At 35.6% G+C, this 19,374-nt stretch carries 13 protein-coding genes; 11 read left to right on the top strand and 2 right to left on the bottom strand.

The window, feature by feature from the left end:
* The first annotated feature begins 24 nt into the window (after nucleotides 1–24).
* The 5 genes from tig (at nucleotide 25) to OPR39_RS01670 (ending at nucleotide 7,322) form a co-directional block, all read left to right on the top strand.
* Nucleotides 25–1,359, top strand: coding sequence for a trigger factor (tig, locus tag OPR39_RS01690; RefSeq protein ID WP_015589117.1), 1,335 nt, complete (start codon nucleotides 25–27; stop codon nucleotides 1,357–1,359).
* A gap of 11 nt (nucleotides 1,360–1,370) precedes the next feature.
* Nucleotides 1,371–1,997, top strand: a complete 627-nt coding sequence (clpP, locus tag OPR39_RS01685) for an ATP-dependent Clp endopeptidase proteolytic subunit ClpP (RefSeq protein ID WP_006280254.1) — start codon at nucleotides 1,371–1,373, stop codon at nucleotides 1,995–1,997.
* Nucleotides 1,997–3,274, top strand: a complete 1,278-nt coding sequence (clpX, locus tag OPR39_RS01680) for an ATP-dependent Clp protease ATP-binding subunit ClpX (RefSeq protein WP_006279985.1) — start codon at nucleotides 1,997–1,999, stop codon at nucleotides 3,272–3,274. Before clpP ends, clpX begins: the two co-directional genes overlap by 1 nt.
* 15 nt (nucleotides 3,275–3,289) lie before the next feature.
* A complete protein-coding gene (lon, locus tag OPR39_RS01675) occupies nucleotides 3,290–5,743 on the top strand; it encodes an endopeptidase La (protein ID WP_265038915.1) in 2,454 nt (817 codons plus the stop codon).
* Between the two features lie 283 nt (nucleotides 5,744–6,026).
* Nucleotides 6,027–7,322 (top strand): Na+/H+ antiporter NhaC family protein, encoded by a 1,296-nt coding sequence (locus tag OPR39_RS01670; protein WP_141456953.1) that lies wholly within the window; start codon nucleotides 6,027–6,029, stop codon nucleotides 7,320–7,322.
* Here the strand turns inward: OPR39_RS01670 and OPR39_RS01665 are convergent.
* Complete coding sequence (locus tag OPR39_RS01665) at nucleotides 7,278–7,613, bottom strand: hypothetical protein (RefSeq protein WP_179943678.1); 336 nt, start codon at nucleotides 7,611–7,613, stop codon at nucleotides 7,278–7,280. The genes OPR39_RS01670 and OPR39_RS01665 overlap by 45 nt on opposite strands.
* Before the next feature lie 231 nt (nucleotides 7,614–7,844).
* Between OPR39_RS01665 and OPR39_RS01660 the strand changes: the two genes are divergently transcribed.
* From OPR39_RS01660 to recJ, 3 genes are all read left to right on the top strand, one after another.
* On the top strand, nucleotides 7,845–8,606 hold the full coding sequence (locus OPR39_RS01660) for a heme-copper oxidase family protein (RefSeq protein ID WP_265038911.1): 762 nt from the start codon (nucleotides 7,845–7,847) through the stop codon (nucleotides 8,604–8,606).
* A gap of 994 nt (nucleotides 8,607–9,600) precedes the next feature.
* A complete protein-coding gene (locus OPR39_RS01655) occupies nucleotides 9,601–9,822 on the top strand; it encodes a hypothetical protein (RefSeq protein ID WP_041573526.1) in 222 nt (73 codons plus the stop codon).
* A gap of 60 nt (nucleotides 9,823–9,882) precedes the next feature.
* On the top strand, nucleotides 9,883–11,622 hold the full coding sequence (recJ, locus tag OPR39_RS01650; protein WP_265038909.1) for a single-stranded-DNA-specific exonuclease RecJ: 1,740 nt from the start codon (nucleotides 9,883–9,885) through the stop codon (nucleotides 11,620–11,622).
* An 830-nt stretch (nucleotides 11,623–12,452) separates the two neighbouring features.
* On the opposite strand, the gene OPR39_RS01645 is transcribed toward recJ, so the two are convergent.
* On the bottom strand, nucleotides 12,453–13,988 hold the full coding sequence (locus tag OPR39_RS01645; RefSeq protein ID WP_015589250.1) for a lysine--tRNA ligase: 1,536 nt from the start codon (nucleotides 13,986–13,988) through the stop codon (nucleotides 12,453–12,455).
* 108 nt (nucleotides 13,989–14,096) lie between these two features.
* Here OPR39_RS01645 and OPR39_RS01640 point away from each other — a divergent pair, with 108 nt between their 5' ends.
* From OPR39_RS01640 to OPR39_RS01630, 3 genes are read left to right on the top strand one after another with little or no spacing between them, the layout of a single operon-like run.
* Nucleotides 14,097–14,393, top strand: coding sequence for a type IV secretion system protein VirB3 (locus OPR39_RS01640; protein WP_007548615.1), 297 nt, complete (start codon nucleotides 14,097–14,099; stop codon nucleotides 14,391–14,393).
* A gap of 9 nt (nucleotides 14,394–14,402) precedes the next feature.
* Nucleotides 14,403–16,808, top strand: coding sequence for a VirB4 family type IV secretion/conjugal transfer ATPase (locus OPR39_RS01635; RefSeq protein ID WP_010962886.1), 2,406 nt, complete (start codon nucleotides 14,403–14,405; stop codon nucleotides 16,806–16,808).
* Nucleotides 16,801–19,365 (top strand): TrbL/VirB6 family protein, encoded by a 2,565-nt coding sequence (locus tag OPR39_RS01630; protein ID WP_265038907.1) that lies wholly within the window; start codon nucleotides 16,801–16,803, stop codon nucleotides 19,363–19,365. The genes OPR39_RS01635 and OPR39_RS01630 overlap by 8 nt, the downstream gene beginning before the upstream one ends.
* Nucleotides 19,366–19,374 lie beyond the last annotated feature (9 nt).

Raw genomic sequence — 19,374 nt, 5'->3', positions numbered from 1 at the left:
TAAAATGTTAATAAATGAATTATGATGTCTAATAATATACCTCAAAATACAGTCGAAGTAAGTAGCGTATATACCTACAAAGAGCTTAGTATAGATAAACTAAAGTATGAGTATGAAATCACAGTTGGTAGTGATTATATAAAACAAAAGGTAAATTCCAGGTTGCAAGAGATAGCAGAAAATGCAAAATCACCTGGATTTAGGGCTGGAAAGATGCCCTATGACCTTGTTGTTGCAAATTATAAAAACGAGGCTTTGGAATATGTGATAAATAATACAATTGATTATTGCTCAAGTGATTTGATGAAAAAAATTGAAGTCAAGTCTCACATTTATCCTAAGGTTGATGTTATATCATTACCAGATCTGGGCAAAGAAAATGAGGAGGGCAATTTTGTATACAAGCTATCTTTTGAGTCGATGCCTGAAGTACCGATGATAGATCTTGACAAAATAAACTTAAAGAAAATTGAAGCAAAGATTGAAGAGGAAGATATAAAAGAATTTATTGATTCTATCAAAACAAAGTTCCCCAATTTTGCCTCTGTTGATGATGCTTCTTATCAAGCGAAAGATGGGGATAAATTGATAATTGATTTTGAAGGGCGGATTAGGAATAAGCTCTTTCAAGGTGGAAGTAGCAAAGATTTTGCCGTTAATTTAGGGTCTGGCACATTTATTAATGGTTTTGAAGATCAATTAACTGGTATGAAAAAGGGAGAAACAAAGAACTTTAAGTTGAAATTTCCTGAAAATTACCAAGCCATTTCCCTTGCAGGACAGGAAGCTGATTTTTCTGTGCGAGTTAATGAGATTCAAATTGCCAAAGATTTTGAAAATGATGATGAAATAGCTAAGAGTATTGGGTTTAAAGATTATTCTTTGCTAATAAATCATGCAAAAAAAATGATTGGTGATCAGTGCACCGAAATGAGAAATCTCTTAATTAAAAAGGAGCTGTTTGATTATTTGGATGCTAATTATAGTTTTGATTTACCCACAGACATAGTAAAACAGGAGCAACAAAGAATGGAAGGAGAATTGGGTGCTCAAAATGATTCTCGTAAAGAAGCTGAAAAACGTGTAAAGCTTGCTATGTTATTTATGAAATTTAGTGCAGAACATAAAATATCATTAACTCAAAATGATGTTTTGAGTGTTATTGTAAATCAATATGTCAGTAAAGATGTGCAATTTGACAGAGTAATTAAGCATTTTGAATCAAATAAACAATTTCAAGAATTAGTTAGAGGGCAAGCGCTTGAGTATAAAGTGACAGATTATATAATAGAAAAAGTTAGTAAAGAAGAGCAGATTGTTTCTGTGAAAGAATTAAAGGAATTATTTGATAATATTTAATAGGAAAAGGTATGACTCTTATACCAATTGTAGTTGAACAAACTAGTCGCGGTGAGCGCGCTTATGACATATATTCAAGACTAGTGAAAGAAAGAATAATTTTTGTAACAGGTCCTATTGAAGACAATATGGCCAGTGTAATAGTAGCACAGCTTTTATTTTTAGAATCGGAAAATCCCGATAAAGACATTTGTATGTACATCAACTCACCAGGTGGTGTTGTAACTGCTGGTTTGTCGATCTACGATACAATGCAGTATATAAACCCAGACGTTTCAACTTTATGTATAGGTCAAGCTGCGTCTATGGGTTCTTTATTGCTTGCAGCTGGTACAAAAGGTAAGCGCTACTCTCTACCTCATTCAAGAATTATGATACATCAGCCATCTGGTGGTTATCATGGTCAAGCAACTGATATAGAAATACATGCTAATGAAATTTTGCGAGTTAAGAAAAAACTAAATCAAATTTATGAAAAACATACTGGAAATTCACTGAAGAAAATTGAAGGAATGATGGAAAGAGATAAATTCATGGATCCTGAAGAAGCAAGGAAAATTGGCTTAATTGACAGGGTGATAGCTGAGCGTACAGATATTGAAATTGAAAATATTAAAGTTAAACAAAAGGTGGGTTAATGGATAACAATAATGATTTACACTACTGTTCTTTTTGCAACAAGGCGCAAGATGAAGTAGATAAATTGATTACTAACTCTTCGGATGGTTTAAAGGTGTTTATTTGTAATGAGTGCATAGAATTATCCCATAAAGCAATAAGTCAAAAGAAAGATAGATCTTTTAATTCAGATCGTATATCTGATATGAAGCTATTACTAAAGAAACCTGAGGATATAAAAAACTTTCTCAGCAAGCATGTTGTAGGTCAAGAACACGCGCAACACGTTTTATCTGTAGCTATGTATAACCATTGTCAATCCATGGTACAATTTCATGCTATAAGTGATATTGAAATCGAGAAGTCAAATATAATGCTTATTGGTCCCACTGGTTCTGGTAAGACTTTGCTAGCCAAAACACTTGCTAAAGTTTCAGATGTGCCATTTGCTATGGCTGATGCGACAACTTTAACTGAGGCAGGTTATGTGGGTGATGATGTAGAAAGCGTGTTGTCGCGTTTATTACAAGCTGCAAATTATGACGTTGTAAAAGCACAGCGTGGTATAGTGTTTATAGATGAAATAGACAAGATTACAAGAAAATCTGAAAGCACTTCAATAACCCGTGACGTTTCAGGTGAAGGGGTCCAGCAAGCTCTGCTTAAGATTATGGAGGGTACAGTTGCTTATGTTCCGCCACAAGGAGGGCGAAAACACCCGCAACAAGAGTTTATACAAGTGGATACTAGTAACATACTGTTTATTTGTGGAGGAGCTTTTGAAGGCCTCGATAAAATTATTGAAGCGAGAAAAAAGGGAACGTCAGTTGGCTTTGGAGCAGATATAAGTCAGTCTAAAGAGCAAAAGAAAAAGAATGCTTTACATGATGTTCAACCTGAAGATTTAATCAAATTCGGTTTAATACCCGAATTTGTAGGGCGGGTTCCAATAACTGCTGTTTTAGATGAGCTGGATCATGAAGATTTAATACATGTGTTGACAGAGCCAAGGAATGCACTAATAAAACAGTACAAAGCATTGCTTGCGTTTAGCAAAGTAAACCTTGAGTTTTCAGATGAAGCAATATCAGCTATTGCTAAAAAGGCTATAAGCTACAAAACAGGTGCAAGAATGTTACGTGCTATCTTGGAGTCACTTTTGCTTGACATTATGTATACATCTGGAAACGGAGGCTTTGAAGGTAGCACTATAGTAATCACTAAGAAAATGGTAGAATTAGGAAAAGCAACGGTTAATCATAATAACAATGGCAATGTTATAACGGTTAATGATTAATTTGAGGCATATATTATGAACATTGAACGTGCTGTAAGCTCTAGTTTTACTGCATTGCCAGTATTACCTTTAAGAGATGTAGTAATTTTTCCAAATATAATGGTGCCTTTATTCATAGGCAGAGAAAAATCTGTTAATGCACTAGAGTATGCAATAAGTAGTAGTAATCACCAAAATGAGATTTTTCTTGTAGCACAGAAAGATGGCTCTGTTGATAATCCAGAGCCTGAAGATCTTTATGAAGTAGGTGTGTTAGCAAGCATTGTACAACCGTTAATAAAATTACCTGACAATGCAGTAAAAGTTATAATCCGGGGGATAAGAAGGGGAAGAGTTGTAGAATATATTAGCTCTCATACTTTATTACAAGCCAGGGTAGAGTTAGACAATCATTATAAAGAAGATGAAGACAATATTGATTTAGAAGCTTTAAGGCGGTCTGTTGTAGACGCGTTCGATAGCTGGTGTAAGCTAAACAAGAAAAATCAACCCGAGGTTGCCATTAACTCCATTGATCAAATCAAAGAAGTTGATCAACTTGTAGACACGGTAGCTTCACATTTAAATATAAAAGTATCAGATAAACAAAGTATACTTGAGGCTTATGACCCAGAAGAGCGTTTAAAAAAAGCTTTTGCTTTTATTGAGAGAGAAATGAGTATTTTGAACGCACAAAACCGTTTATATAAGACAATTAAATCGCAAGTTGAAAGCACTCAGAAAGTTTACTACCTTAACGAGCAATTGAAAGCTATACAGAAAGAATTAGGCGAATTTGAGAATGGTGATGAAGGGAATATACTCAATGAATTTGAAAAAAAGATAAATGAAACAAAGCTTTCTCAGGAAGCAAGAGAGAAAGCTATAACTGATTTGAAGAGATACAAGAAAATGAATCCCATTTCTCCTGAAGCTACAGTTATATCTAGTTACTTGCATTGGTTGCTTGAGTTGCCATGGGGAAAGTACAAAGATGCAAAAATTAACTTAAATGCAGCTAAGAAAATCTTAGATGAAAATCATTATGGCATAGAGAAAGTAAAAGATAGAATAATAGAATTTTTAGCGGTATTAAAAAGAGTAAAAGAGATAAAAGGTCCTATACTTTGCTTAGTTGGACCGCCAGGTGTTGGTAAAACTTCTTTAGCTAAGTCTATGGCAAGAGCAGTAGGAAGAGATTTTGTTCGCATAGCTCTTGGTGGTGTGCGTGATGAGTCTGAGATACGAGGGCATAGGAAAACTTATATTGGCTCAATGCCTGGTAAAATCATTCAACACATGAAAAAAGCTAATTCATGCAACCCGCTTTTTCTGCTTGATGAAATAGATAAGATGGGTTCTGATTCGCGTGGCGATCCTGCATCTGCATTACTTGAGGTTTTAGATACTGAGCACAATAAACACTTTACGGATCATTACTTGGAAGTTGAGTTTGATCTTTCAAGTGTAATGTTTGTAGCTACGGCAAACAGCTTAAATTTACCACATCCTTTGCGTGATAGGATGGAAATTATACAATTGTCCGGGTATACTGAAGATGAAAAAATCAGTATTGCTACACACCACCTTATTCCGAAGTTAAAGAAGGAGCATGGTTTGTATCAGAAGGAATGGGACATAACTAATGAGGCGTTATACGAGTTGATACGTTTATATACACGTGAAAGTGGTGTGCGGAGTATGGAAAGGGAGCTTGCAAAGCTCATGAGAAAGGCAGTTAAAGAAATATTGACTGATAAAAATAAGAAAATATCCGTAGGGGTTGACAATTTACAAGATTATTTAGGGGTACGTAAATATACCTTTGGCATTGCGGAAAATGAGAGTTTAGTAGGAATAGTAACTGGGCTCGCCTATACTGAAACAGGTGGTGATATTTTGATGATAGAATCAGTCCTAATTCCGGGCAAGGGAGAAATAAAATACACAGGAAAGCTTGGAGAGGTTATGCAAGAATCTATAAAAGCTGCGTATAGTTATATTCGATCAAATTGTTTGTTTTTTGGTATAAAGCCCGAAAAATTCCAAAATAATGATATACATTTACATGTACCTGAGGGCGCAGTACCAAAAGATGGCCCTTCTGCTGGCGGCGCGGTATGTACGTCTATTGTTTCTCTTATGACGAATATACCAGTTAACAAAAATGTTGCTATGACAGGCGAAGTGACATTGCGTGGTAGAGTTTTAGCTATTGGGGGCTTAAGAGAAAAATTGCTTGCAGCGCTCAGAGGATCAATCAAAACTGTGATTATACCAAGTGAAAATGAGAAAGATATGCAAGAGATTCCGGCAAGCATCAAAGAGGGGATCAACGTAGTTTTTGCTAAGAATATTGATGAAGTTATGAAAGTTGCTTTAATACACCCTACTACTCCAATTGATGGTGATGATAATCAAAATAGTGTGCCTTCCTCTATAGAAAGTAAAGATGATACTTTTCCTATGTCGGAAACATTGAAGCATTAGATTAAAAAAATATTATCAATCTCCATTTCTCTTTTATCTGGCAAGAATCCACCAACTTGTGCATCCCATAAGGATATGACTTGCTTTGTTGTTATGTCATTCATATTTTTTACTTATTCTATCTCCCAGTTTAATTCAAGTAGATGATATATTATAATAGTCCTTTTCATGGAAACCTTTTCTGGTGGATTGCTTTCTAGAAAAACATTGGTCAAGGTGCCAACTGTGGTTTATAATAATATAAATTATATCATAGTTGATTTGCGTTTATCAGAGCTGAGGTATGTTTTATTTTACAAATTTTTTGCCTATTTTGCTGTTCCTATTTCTTTTTGTAGGAAGCGGCATATATTTTACTGTTCTTGGCGTGTCAAATGCTTTTTATCAGTTATCTCCACTAGTAGCCATTGTTCCTGCCATAGCTCTGGGTTGGGTTTTATACAAGGGCAATACTGAAGAAAAAATGTATGCCTTTCTAGATGGGGTAAGAGATCGTAATATTATCACTATGTGCATCATTTTTTTACTTGCAGGTGCATTCAGTGAAGTAACTAAAGCAATCGGTAGTGCTGATGCCACAGTTAATTTGGCTCTTTCATTTATACCAACACAATTTTTACTCATAGGATTATTTTTTGTAGCAGCTTTCATCTCCACTGCTATTGGTACATCAATGGGCACCATTGCAACAATTGCTCCTATTGCAGTTGAACTGACACAAGCTGGGATTTCTCCTTCCTTAGGAGTTGCAACCGTTGTAGGAGGAGCAATGTTTGGCGACAATTTATCTATTATCTCTGATACTACAATTGCATCTGTGATGTCTCAAAAGGCTGATATAAAGAAAAAATTAAAACTGAATGCAAAAGTGGCACTAATTGCTTCTATATTCACAATAATTATATTATTTTATAGCTCAAGCAATAGTGCTGCTATTTCAGTTAAGGAGTATTCTTTATTGCTTGTGACTCCTTACATAATACTTATATTGCTTGCAAACTTTGGAATAAATGTATTTACGGCATTGGTTTTAAGCATAACTTTTGCTGGAATCATTGGATTTATAAATAACAACAATTATGGTTTATTGTTTTTAAGCCAAAACATCACTAAGGGGTTTATGAGTATGCATGAAATTATGCTACTGTCATTGATGGTTGGCGGGCTTTCAGGACTGGTAGGTAAAAATTCTAAGGAGCTTGCAGATAAACTTTCATCTTGGGTTATGATACAACGTGGTGGACAAAAAACTGCGCAATTATTTATTGCAAAAATAGTCAGCATATTTGATATTTTACTTGCAAATAACACCATCGCTATAATTTTTAGTGGTGAAATTGCTAGAGATATTGCTAAGAAATATGAAATACCGCCTCACTATAGTGCAGCATGGCTAGGCATATTTTCTTGTGTATTTCAAGGATTAATACCGTATGGCGCTCAATTGCTTTTGGCTAGCACTATTGCTGGAGTTTCACCTTTGGCAGTCGTGCCACACGTATACTATTGCTATGTTTTAGGTATTATTGCAGTGTTATATATTGTATTGAACAAAATTGAGAAAAAAGATTGTGCTTAATATACAAGACAACGCTCCGCTCTGTAGAAAATGGATGTTCTTGGCAGTATGTGCTCTTGCTTGCTCTGGGTTACTGTCAATAATTGTTATTTTTCTACGATTGCCTTTTATCTCCTCTCTTGTTCCTTCTGCACAATATATTTTTGATAATGCGCTGGTAATACACGTGAACTTGTCAATTTTAGTGTGGATGTGCTCTATAATATCTCTGCTCTTTATCATAAACCTACAAAATACCAATAGTTGGTTTAACTTTTCATGGGTTCTATCAACCCTTTCGATGCTGCTCATGTTTATATCCGCATTCGTTCCAAACACTGAAGTTATCAAAAGTAATTATATTCCCGTGTTACAAAACAAATTATTTTTGTTTGGACTCAGTTTATTTATTGCCAGTATATTAGTAAATACAATGCTAGCATACACATCAAAAAAGAGGTTTCATTTCTCTCTGTTGGGCAAATTGGGCTAGTTATTATACTTGTATCGTCATTTCTTTGCTTTGTTTTAGCATATAATAATATGCCTCCAGGTCTATATCACTCAGATAATAATTTATTTTACGAATATCTCTTTTGGGGAGGCGGACATTTATTGCAGTTTGCTTTTACTCAAGGAATGTTTTTAGTCTATTTAATGATCAGTGATGTTAGTTTAGCTTCAAGCAATAAAATTACTATTTTACCACTATTTATAAACACGATTTTAGCTGTAGGCGCACCGTTTGTATATTTTGTTTATCCAGTTGATAGTGCCAAGTTAATACAGTTTTTTACTTGGCATATGAGGATTGCTGGAGCAGTTTTGCCGTGCTTTTTGATAATATTAGTGTGCTGCAACATCAGAACTTTTATTAATGATAAAAGCAACTATTTATTACATTCATTTTTGTTGTTCACTTATGGAGATGTGCTCGGAGTGTTGACTATTGAAGGAAATGTCACCATTCCCGCTCATTATCACGGTTCTGTAGTTGGGATCACTATAGCTTTTATGAATTTCATTTATTGGCTGTTACCCAAATTAAACTTTAAAGAGATAAAAGGTTCCATGGTAAGATTACAGATTTATGCCTACAGTATAGGGCATTTTCTCCATATCACTGGTCTTGTGTGGCTTGGTGGATATGGTGCTTTAAGGAAGGTTGCAGATCTGCCAAGTATTTCATCAATGTTAGCACGCACGTGCTTCATTATAGGTGGCGCTATATCAGTTGTTGGTGGAATGTTGTTCGTAATAATTGTGCTTTTACATCTGTTAAAAGGCAAAGCGCGTACCAACTGACCCATAGAAACAAAAAAACTTACTTGACACCCTTCGCCAGCCCCCTTATCATGAAACTGAAGCTATTTATTTATCTTCTCTGTACAGATTAAATGACAAAAAACTCACGTATCTGGCGTCTCATGTTTAATTTTTTGCACTATGTGCACTCTATGTCTTTATCAAATTTCTGGGTTTTTACCTACACAAGCTGAAATACGCTATTTAAAACATTAAAAAACGCCAACTTAAAAAATAGATAGTGAATAACTAGCTACCCTAGGGTTTCTTTTGCCTTTTTTTCTGTTTAGTAAATTTCTTAATGTTTATAATTTAGATTAGTTGCGGCTTAAAAGCAACTGAATCGCGGTTATTAAACGTTTAGAATAAAAAAAACGCCATACTTGAAAGTATAATGTAAGTAATTAGCCAACCACGGGGCTTCTTTTGCCTTTTTTTTATTTGGTAAATTTCTTAATATTTATACAGAAGGTAGCGCGTGACGCTGGAACCCCAAAAAAAGGATGATGTCATCCCAGTGCTCCTTTTTTTGTCATCCGAGTAGCTGACACTGTCCTCCTTTGTCATCCCAGTGCCCAAACATTGGGATCCAGCATTTCACGCAATCCCATCAAGAACGTTGTATTTTACATAACACTTTTATACTTACCAACTTAATAAAATTCCTGGATCCCAGTGGGCTTTGTTGCATCGCTACTTATGAAAGGCTAACTATAGTTAGGATTATAAGCAACTTATTGAAAATCTTGTTTTTTTTTGCAATCAATCTGATCAAATTTAAGAATAGTAATTTGTTATTTATATTAATAAATTTAATTCTATTGAAAATAGCTAAAGCATTGAAATTCTTGAATTTTAGCCGGATTGGTAAATGGTAGTGAAATTTCTTTTACTCAAATTTAGGTATTCACTGACCGTTCTTGTTATAAATACCAGAATAATAAGCTACTGATATTCTCCACCTTTTTTTATCTTTAATCCATCATAGCTAGCGATGCAACAAAGCCATCATAGTCAAGGCACTGGAATGACAAAAAAAGGAGGCACTGGAACGACAAAGTGGAGTGTCTGCTTCTGTCATCCTATGATAGCTAAAAAGACCTGGTCACGCGCTGGAATGACACCGAAGGGGCTACTGCCCTCTTGGATGGAGACCAGTGTCAGCTACTTAGATGATACCTTTTTTCTACTTAGTTTAGGTTATGCAGAAGTCTAATACAATTATAGAACAAGCTTAAAAATTCTGGTAAAGTAGTTTTATTTACAAAGAAAGAATATGCTACTTGAAATTGAAAAGCGCAGCATAACAAATGCATTGTGGAAGTTGCAAGAAGCAGATCAAAGGCAAATCTTAACTCTTACACAGAGATTTGAGTTACCAGAAATATTAGCAAGAATATTGGTTACTCGTGGTGTTAACATAGAAAATGCAAGCGACTTCTTATATCCACTAATCAGATCGCTATTACCAGATCCCTTTCACCTTCTTGATATGGATAAAGCTGTTTCTCGTATAATACGGGCAATAAAAAATGATGAAAACCTTGCAATATTTGGTGACTATGATGTTGATGGTGCAACGTCGTCAGCATTGATTAACAGGTACCTGAGAGCAATCGATATACACTCTATAATCTACATTCCAGATCGTGTTGATGAGGGTTATGGATTAAACACAGATGCTTTATTACAACTTAAAAAGAATGGAATTGATTTATGTATTTCCGTTGATTGTGGTACGCTTGCATATCAACCAATAGAAGATGCAAAGGCTTTTGGTCTTGATATTATAGTTGTTGACCATCACCTTGGTACGGAAAAATTACCAAGCGCCGTAGCAGTTGTGAATCCAAACCGCCTTGATGAGAGCTCTCCTTATAATAACCTAGCAGCAGTTGGAGTGTCATTTCTGCTAATTTTTGCTCTTAATAAAAGCCTACGTGAGCAAGGATTTTTTACCAACAAAAAAGAACCAGATTTATTTGATCTGTTGGATTTGGTTGCCCTGGGAACTGTCTGTGATGTTATGCAGATCACAGGCCTCAATAGAGCACTTGTCTCACAAGGATTAAAAGTTATGTCAACAAGAAAAAACGTTGGCTTGCGTGTTTTATTTGATGCTTTGGGAATCCTTGAAAAACCAAGTGTTTCGCGGTTGGGGTTTAGCATTGGACCGTGCATAAATGCTGGAGGAAGAATTGGAGAAGCATCGCTTGGTGCAAGGTTGCTTTCCACCGATGATGATGAAGAGGCACATTCAATCGCGCTAAAATTAATAGATTTGAATAATGCAAGAAAAGTGTTAGAAAATGAGGCTCTCTTGGAAGCTACAGCACAAGCGGAAAAGTCTGCCCAATCAGGTGCGAATTTTATAATGATAAGTGGCAATTGGCACCAGGGAATAATTGGTATAATTGCATCAAGGCTAAAGGAGCAGTTTCACTTGCCAACAGTAGTGATATCTTTAAATAATGGAATAGGAAAAGCAAGCTGTAGATCAATTTTGGGAGTTGATATCGGTGCTGCAGTCCTTTCCGCAAAGTTTATAAATTTGATTATTGAAGGTGGTGGCCATAGTATGGCGGCAGGATTTTCAATTAAAGAAGACAAAATAAATGATTTGCATGATTTTTTTACTGAAAGATTTTCAAACTCTATAAATGAGAAAACTTTAAAAGCTGATAGTATAGTAACTGCTAAAGCAATAAATTTGTCTTTATGGAATCAATTGCAACGCTTGGGACCATTTGGAGTTGGAAATCCTGAACCAAGGTTTATTATCCAAGGAGCAAAGATAAGAAAGCCTGAAGTTATAGGAGTTGACCATATAAAATGTTTTATTGCTGATGATAATGTTATGGTAAGAGCTATTGCATTTCGTTCTGCAAATACTCATCTTGGCTCTGCTATCATGCAGGGTAATGTTAAAGCTATTTTGGGTAAAATCTCTATGAATTACTGGAATGGCAATGAATTTGTACAATTTTTAATAGAAGATGTATTGACCATTAGTTGAGTGTATCTGTTCAGCAGAGTGGCAAAATAGGTAGACAAGATAAACCAAAAAATCGAGAAAAAGTGAGTTTACAACAACTGGTGTCATAAAATTATCTGACACTGATTTCCATCCAAGAGGGTGTCATCCCAGTGCTCCTAAATGTCATCCCAGTGCGTGACACTGGGATGACACCCTACTTAACCGTCATACCGCGATTCATTCGCGGTATCTCTTAGCCGCTAACAAGCAGCGGGATGACGAGCTTATCGTCATGCCACTGCGAACCGTCATACCGCCGCGGTATCTCATCAGCTAACAAGCAGCGGGATGACGGTTGTCGTTTAGCCATAAATATTAAGAAATTTACTAAATGAAAAAAAAGGCAAAAGAAGCCCTGGGGTTATTATCTGCTTTAAAATATTGGCGTTTTTTATGTTTTAAACGCTTGACAAGCGAGATTCAGCCGCTTTTAATTGCAACTAACTTACGCTGCAAATGTTTAAGAAATTTACTAAGCAGAAAAAAAGACAAAGAATCCCCGAGTTAGCTAGTCTTTTACTATCTCTGTCGAGTATTGGCATTTTTTGATGTCTTGTAACGCTTTATAAGCGCGTTCAGCTTATTTAGATAAAAATCTAGATGTAGATGAAGTTTTGTAAAGACATACAGTATCTATATACTGCAAAAAATTGAACATAAGACGCCGATACATTAAGTAATCCTTACCTTTTAATCTGCAGATTGGCGAAAGCAAATACAATAGCTTCACTGTTATGATAAGGGGGCTGGCGAAGGGTGTCAAGGGATTCTTATTAAAACTAAAGAGCTCAAATGAAAGGAGGTAAACTCTAAAGTATACATTTAGTAGCGCTTTCTATGAGAGAAATCGTATTACCTATTCCGTAAAGCTTTATGAAAGATCCCATTCTTGGACCGGTTTTTTGGCCAAGTAACGTTTCATATAATAGCTGAAACCAGTCACGTAAGTTGGTGTAATCATATTTTTTTCCAATAGAAAATACCTGAGATTGAATTTCTTCAGCAGTAGCAGTTGTAGATAGAGAATGTAAAGTGTCCTTCAAATCTAGTAACGCTGCTTTTTCTTTTTCATTTGGAGTTTTATATGATTTTGTTGGCTTGATAAAATCGTGATAATACTTTACTGCGAAGTCTGAAAGTCTATCAAGCATTTTATTATTTTCTGGTGTAACGTTTGGTGCATAAGAGGATATAAAACCCCATAGGATCTCTTTGTTTTCAGCATTACAAGCTGCTGCTAGGTTTAAAAGTAGTGAGAAATTTATGCCTGAAGTTTCTATACTGGGAACATTGCCCTGGTGAATGTGCCAAGCAGGATTATTTATATCCTTTTCTTTGTTCTCATGATAACGCTTTACAAATTCTAAATATTCATCAGTTGATTTTGGTATCACATCAAAATATAAACGTTTAGCTTTTTTAGGACTCTGAAAAATGTACAATGCTAAGCTCTCTGTTGGTGCGTAAGTTAGCCACTCTTCAATTGAAATGCCATTTCCTTTTGATTTTGATATTTTCTTTCCTTCTTTATCAAGGAAAAGCTCGTAGCAAAACAGAAGTGGTGGCTTTTCTCCAAGTATTTCACATATTTGACTTGAAAGCACAGCAGATGGAGTTAAATCTTTTCCGTGAGCTTCGTAATTTACTCCAAATGCGGCCCACCTCATTCCCCAATCAGGTTTCCATTGCAGTTTACATTTTCCTTTTGTCACTGGAACTTCTATTTTTTCCCCGTTTGGGTCTTCATATGTGATTGTTCCTTTCTCTGTATTTGTTTCAATTACTGGAACTTGTAAAACTTGAGAAGTTTTTGGGCATATTGGCAAGAATGGACTATAAGTCTGCTGTCTTTCTTCCCGAAATGATGGAAGCATTACGTCCATCACTTTATCATAATTTTTCAGTAAGAGTAAAAGTTTTTCATCGTAAACGCCAGATTTATAACACTCTGTTGCACTCCTGAACTCGTATTCAAATTCAAACATATCAAGAAATTTACACAACAATGAATTCATATGATGACCATAACTCTGATGAGTGCCAAATGGATCAGGTATCATAGTCAATGGTTTATTTAAGTGCTCTCTTAGCATCTCTTGATTTGGCACATTATCTGGTATTTTTCGCAAACCATCCATATCATCTGAAACTGCAATGATTTTGGTTTTTATACCAGGAGCTATTTTTTTTAATGCATTTACAATAACTGTAGTGCGGAAAACCTCTCCAAAGGTTCCTATGTGGGGTAAACCAGAGGGTCCATAACCAGTTTCAAATATTATTTCTTTTTTATTAGGAAACTCTTGCAATATTTTTTCTGCTTCTTGAAATGGCCAACTTGTCATTATCGGGATTAAATAATGTATCTTAACTTAAAGTGCTACTAGTTTCAATGGATTTTTAATATAATGATATAGTATTAGTGTTAGAGCTATTATTAGAAGGTTAAAGATATGTCCACAGGTAGTATACAAACAGATCAATTATTTAAAGGTCTTACAAGACCTGCAATGCTCTTTGGTGTGAGTTATATGTTTGCAATATTAAACGTCCTGATTTGCATGCTAATTTTCATTAATTCAAATGATTTAAGAGTGATTCTCTTAATGTTACCAGGTATACATGGACTTGGTTATATAGCTTCTGCAAAAGAACCGTTGTTTATTGAATTATTTATGGTAAAATTGGGAAAGTGCTCGAAATGTTTAAATCGTTTTTACCATGGAGCCAATTCTTATGATATTGCTTAACGTTGTGTGATGCTGAGGTTTAGGGCTATTCAATCAAAGAATAAATCTACTCTGAACAGGGAAGTTCACGCTGCTGAATTTATTCCTTATTCTTGCTATTGGAATAGCACAACCTTGATGACAAAAGAAAATTGGTTGGTTAAGGTTATAAAATTAAGTGGTTTTGCATTTGAAACTGCCGATGACGAGGATTTAGTCATACAGAACAACATCAGGAATCAGATGCTAAGAAGCATTTCATCTCCGGCATTTAGTTTGTATTTTCATACTATCAGACGTAAGAAAAATATTTTTTCTGATGAATTTGCAAGTCAAGGTTTGCCGAATTTTTTCGCTAATCACGTAAATCTAAAATGGAGAGAAAAACACGCAACAAGGCAATCATTTATTAATGACCTATACATTACGATTATCCGTAGAGCGGACACAAAAGGAGTAGAATTTTTGTCACATCTACTAAAAAAATTCGGACATGTAACTTCAAAACATGCTTGGGAAAGTGATATACGTGCCACGTATGAAGATTTAGAGGAAACGACAAATCGTGTAGTGACAAGCCTTAGAAATTATTCGCCTAAAATTCTTGGAGTAAAAGAAACTCCAGATGGTTTGTTCTGCGAAATAATGGAGTTTCTATCTAGAATCGTAAATTGTGGCTTCGTTACAAATACGCTTTTTCCGCTAAGAACTGAAATATCAAGATACTTACCAGTACATAGGTTATTCTTTGGCCGTAAGATGATACAGGTTGTGACTCATAATGAGAGTAAATATGCTGGAATAATTAGTATCAAAGAATATGGAAATCATACTTCTGCAGGAATGCTTGATTCGTTTTTACAACTTCCTTACGAGTTTATAATTACGCAATCTTTTCAATTTATAAACAGGCAAATGGCGATTGGAAAAATGCAGATACAGCAAAATCGAATGATACAGTCTGCAGATAAAGCTATTTCTCAAATAGCAGAAATTTCTCAAGCGCTTGATGACGCAATGAGTGGTAAGATTGCGTTTGGTCAACATCACCTGACTATTTTATGTATAGAAAAAAGTCCTAAATCATTGGATAACGCTCTGTCGTTGGTAGAATCAGAGCTTTCTAATTGCGGTGTTTACCCTATACGTGAGAGAGTTAACCTTGAACCAGCATTTTGGGCGCAAATTCCTGGTAATTTCGATTATATAGTGAGAAAAGCTACAATAAGTAGTCTTAATTTGGCTGGATTTGCATCTCAACATAATTATCCTACTGGTAATAAATTCAATAACCACTGGGGAGATGCCGTTACAGTTTTTGACACGACATCTGGTACTCCATTTTTTTTCAACTTTCATATAAGGGATGTTGGACACACTATGATAATTGGCCCAACTGGTGCTGGTAAAACTGTTTTAATGAATTTCCTGTGTGCCCAAGCGATGAAGTTTTCTCCAAGGATATTCTTTTTTGATAAAGATCGCGGTGCAGAGATTTTCTTAAGAGCACTTAGTGGTATCTATACTGTAATAGAACCAAGAACTAAAACAAATTTTAATCCTTTACAACTTGATGATACCTCTGATAATAGAACATTTTTAATGGAGTGGATAAAGTCTTTAATTTCGGTATATAATGATAAATTTACTTCAGAAGATATTGCACGAATTAATGATGCAATTGAAGGAAATTTTAAATTAAGAAAAGAAGACAGATTCTTGAGAAACCTCGTACCGTTTTTAGGGCTTGCAGGTCCTGATACTCTAGCTGGGGCAATATCTATGTGGCATGATAATGGTTCTCATGCTGCAATATTTGACAATAAAGAAGATTTGCTAGATTTTTCACGAGCAAGAGTATTTGGTTTTGAGATGGCTAGCTTGCTCAAAGATCCTGTTGCTCTTGGACCGGTCTTGATTTATTTATTTCATAGGATTAGTATATCTCTTGATGGCACTCCATCTATTATCGTTCTTGATGAGGCATGGGCGTTAATAGATAATCCAGTTTTTGCACCCAAGATAAAAGACTGGTTGAAGGTACTGAGAAAACTAAATGCTTTTGTGATTTTTGCTACTCAGAGTGTTGAGGATGCAAGTAAAAGTACTATTAGCGATACGCTTGTACAACAAACAGCGACACAGATTTTTTTACCAAATCTGAAAGCTACTAGTGTCTATCGGGATGTTTTTATGTTAACTGAACGTGAATATATATTAATTAAGCACACAGATCCGAGTACTAGATTCTTTTTGGTGAAACAAGGAGTCAATGCTGTAGTAGCTAGAATAGACTTAAAAGGCCTGGATGATATAATCAACGTATTATCCGGACGTGCAGAAAGTGTTCTATTGTTACACGATATATTAAATGAAGTTGGGGACAACCCAAAAGTATGGTTGCCTATATTTTATCAGAAGGTAAAAAATGTTTAAGACTAAGCTGTCATTGCTATTAATTGCGATATTTTTACTAAATATAGACTTTTTACTCTCATATCCAGTGCTTGCAGATGGAGTAAGTGGTACTGACAAGACAGAATTTGTTAGCAGATTTAATTCCACTGGCAGTTTTAGTCGTGCCTCTAATCCTGATTGTGGAGCGTTTAAAACAGCTGCAGCACTTGCTGGAATAGCGATTGCTGTTGGCGCAATATTTACTGGCATTGTTTTGATCGTTTCTTCTGCTGGTTTGTTTACCGCTCTTGTTATTGTTGGAATGATAGCTGCAATTGTTGGAGTCTGGAAAGCTATAGGAGGACTTGTTGTTTGTGAACATAGTTTTGTTAAACACCCAGTTGCACGTGACCATGATGGAAAATACAAAAATTTTAAATTAGAAGACACAGGTTATAGTGGCTGCACCAATGAAAATTACCAAACAGAAGAGGAATATTTTTCTTGTTTGCAAAATAAAGCTCGGGAAGACGTGAACAAAAAAGATTATGACGGGAAAAGAGCAGAAAAAGAAGCCTTAAATTCTAACGTTCAGGAGAGTACAGAGAGTTATTACTGGCCAAAAAATGGTGTGCAATACAGTGAATATATAGAAGTATGTAATCGAAACCCTTTAACTTTTGGTAATCTTTTTAATAAGGTAGACTTTAATTCCAGAGGAAAACCTGGATACATAGACTTTGATGTCAGGGAGAAAGACACTGGATACGTAGATGGGTCATGGTCCTCTAAGGTTGATGGTGGTCTGGAATGTAGAGTTCTCAAAGCAGGACAGAGCGAACCCATACATGGAGCTACATTCAAAGCAGTGAGAAAAACGGGCAGATTATGTGTGGAGTTAGCCAGTGTTAGCATGCTTGGTATCGAAATGACTCCTTGGCCGCAAGGGGTTGATATGGGGTGCACGGAATTGCCACCTGACCCACTTGCTCCTATGTGTGAAAAATCTGTGATGATATTCAAAAATAAAGATGGTACAGGAGAGGAAAAAGTTACTATTGGTAATAATGATGACTATAAAACTATTATCAGATCTAAAGAAAAAGGACTCAACGGACAAGGGGGGAAAATTTTTGTAGGTTATGATAATGCTGGCTGTTTTAGCTCGTATGTTTCTGAAGCTTGTTATAACCAGGCAGGGAGTAAATCATTAGCTCCTATTCCCGTAACTTCTATGATAGTGCAATGCATTAAGGAATCATTAGATAATTTAGTTGCAGGTAAAGGTGCACCAAATGGTGAGAGTTTTATATCTGTAGCACAGAAAAGGCTGAAAAACACTGTAACTGCTGTTTTAGTTTTAGCTTTAATACTGTTCTCTATAAAAGCCATGTCTGGTGGAGTTCAGAGGCCTCAAGAAATGTATATGTTGATCATAAAATTCGCTTTAGTGATTTACTTCACAACAGGCAGTACCATGTCTCATTATTATGGAGAATTAACTCGTCTCTCAAATGGTTTGTCAGAGATAGTGCTAAAAGCATCATCTGAAAGTAAAGGCATATGTAATTATAAAGCAGGTACAGATTATGAATATACTCGTGCAGGAAAGAGGGTATCTTACAGTTATCTTGCACCTTGGGATAGGCTTGATTGTAGAATTTTATTTTATTTAGGTGCCCCTTTAGATGGAATTGGTGGCAAAATTGGTACTGGAGGTGTTGCAACGTTAGCAGTCTTGCTTGGTGCTGCTCCTGTCTTATTAGTTGCAGGTTCGGTAATCGGTATTATTTTTGCTGGTGGACAAATTTTAGTAGCTCTTGTCTGTATATTTATGGCCGTTCTGATGATGATGGTTATTTTGTGGCTGTGCTATGTATTTATTTTATCTCTAGTTGCTTTAAGTGTAATCATCATTTTATCACCTTTGTTCATTCCTATGGTTTTATTCCAACACACCAAAGGATATTTTGAAGGCTGGGTGAAAGAGTTGATTACCTATAGCTTATACCCGGTTATCCTTTTTGCGTTTTTGTCCTTTATGTTCATAGCATGTGATAAAATCTATTTTAAAAATTTAAATTTTGAACTGGACGAGTCATATAAAAATGAACAACCGGACAAGTCATATGAAAAGAAACAAGCAGAAATCTCATATAGTAAGAAAAAACAGTGGTTTAAATTGAAAGATGGGGAATGTGATAAAAATGAAACTACTCTTGCATGTATGATGCAAAATTATAGCTTTAAAAAGAGCAGCATACTTGGTCTATTCGACTTTACATACATGGAGTTTGGCAGCTCTCTCATCGGAGAATTATTAAAATTGTGTTTAGTATTATTCCTCTTTTACCACTTTTTAAACATTCTTCCTGGCATGGCTGCTGAACTTGCTGGTAACCATAGAGCAGCACTTGGCTCAGGTCAGACACCTGGACAAATGGTGGGCAAAGCTTTATCTGCTGCCAAAGCTGCTGCTGGGGGTGTTGCTGGAGTTGCTGGTGCTGCTGCTAAGAAGTTGAGTGGTGGAGACAAGAGTAAATCTCGAGGTTCTGGTTCTAGTAGCTCCGAGAGTGTTAACAAAAGCACTGAATGAGTTGGATTT

Origin of the sequence: Wolbachia endosymbiont (group A) of Yponomeuta plumbellus, assembly GCF_947251575.1 — a bacterium.
GTDB classification, from domain to species: Bacteria; Pseudomonadota; Alphaproteobacteria; order Rickettsiales; family Anaplasmataceae; genus Wolbachia; species Wolbachia pipientis.
Note: the sequence above shows the minus strand (reverse complement) of the source record. Positions and strands in the feature narration are given on the sequence as shown.

What these genes read in the sequence shown, in the direction of transcription:
- OPR39_RS01630 (WP_265038907.1), top strand. Translation starts at nt 16,801, where the DNA reads ATGTTTAAGACTAAGCTGTCATTGCTATTAATTGCGATATTTTTACTA.
- OPR39_RS01655 (WP_041573526.1), top strand. Translation starts at nt 9,601, where the DNA reads ATGCAACAAAGCCATCATAGTCAAGGCACTGGAATGACAAAAAAAGGA.
- lon (WP_265038915.1), top strand. Translation starts at nt 3,290, where the DNA reads ATGAACATTGAACGTGCTGTAAGCTCTAGTTTTACTGCATTGCCAGTA.
- OPR39_RS01640 (WP_007548615.1), top strand. Translation starts at nt 14,097, where the DNA reads ATGTCCACAGGTAGTATACAAACAGATCAATTATTTAAAGGTCTTACA.
- OPR39_RS01660 (WP_265038911.1), top strand. Translation starts at nt 7,845, where the DNA reads ATGCCTCCAGGTCTATATCACTCAGATAATAATTTATTTTACGAATAT.
- OPR39_RS01670 (WP_141456953.1), top strand. Translation starts at nt 6,027, where the DNA reads ATGTTTTATTTTACAAATTTTTTGCCTATTTTGCTGTTCCTATTTCTT.
- OPR39_RS01665 (WP_179943678.1), bottom strand. Translation starts at nt 7,613, where the DNA reads ATGAGCAGCATCGAAAGGGTTGATAGAACCCATGAAAAGTTAAACCAA.
- clpX (WP_006279985.1), top strand. Translation starts at nt 1,997, where the DNA reads ATGGATAACAATAATGATTTACACTACTGTTCTTTTTGCAACAAGGCG.
- recJ (WP_265038909.1), top strand. Translation starts at nt 9,883, where the DNA reads ATGCTACTTGAAATTGAAAAGCGCAGCATAACAAATGCATTGTGGAAG.
- clpP (WP_006280254.1), top strand. Translation starts at nt 1,371, where the DNA reads ATGACTCTTATACCAATTGTAGTTGAACAAACTAGTCGCGGTGAGCGC.
- tig (WP_015589117.1), top strand. Translation starts at nt 25, where the DNA reads ATGTCTAATAATATACCTCAAAATACAGTCGAAGTAAGTAGCGTATAT.
- OPR39_RS01645 (WP_015589250.1), bottom strand. Translation starts at nt 13,988, where the DNA reads ATGACAAGTTGGCCATTTCAAGAAGCAGAAAAAATATTGCAAGAGTTT.
- OPR39_RS01635 (WP_010962886.1), top strand. Translation starts at nt 14,403, where the DNA reads ATGCTGAGGTTTAGGGCTATTCAATCAAAGAATAAATCTACTCTGAAC.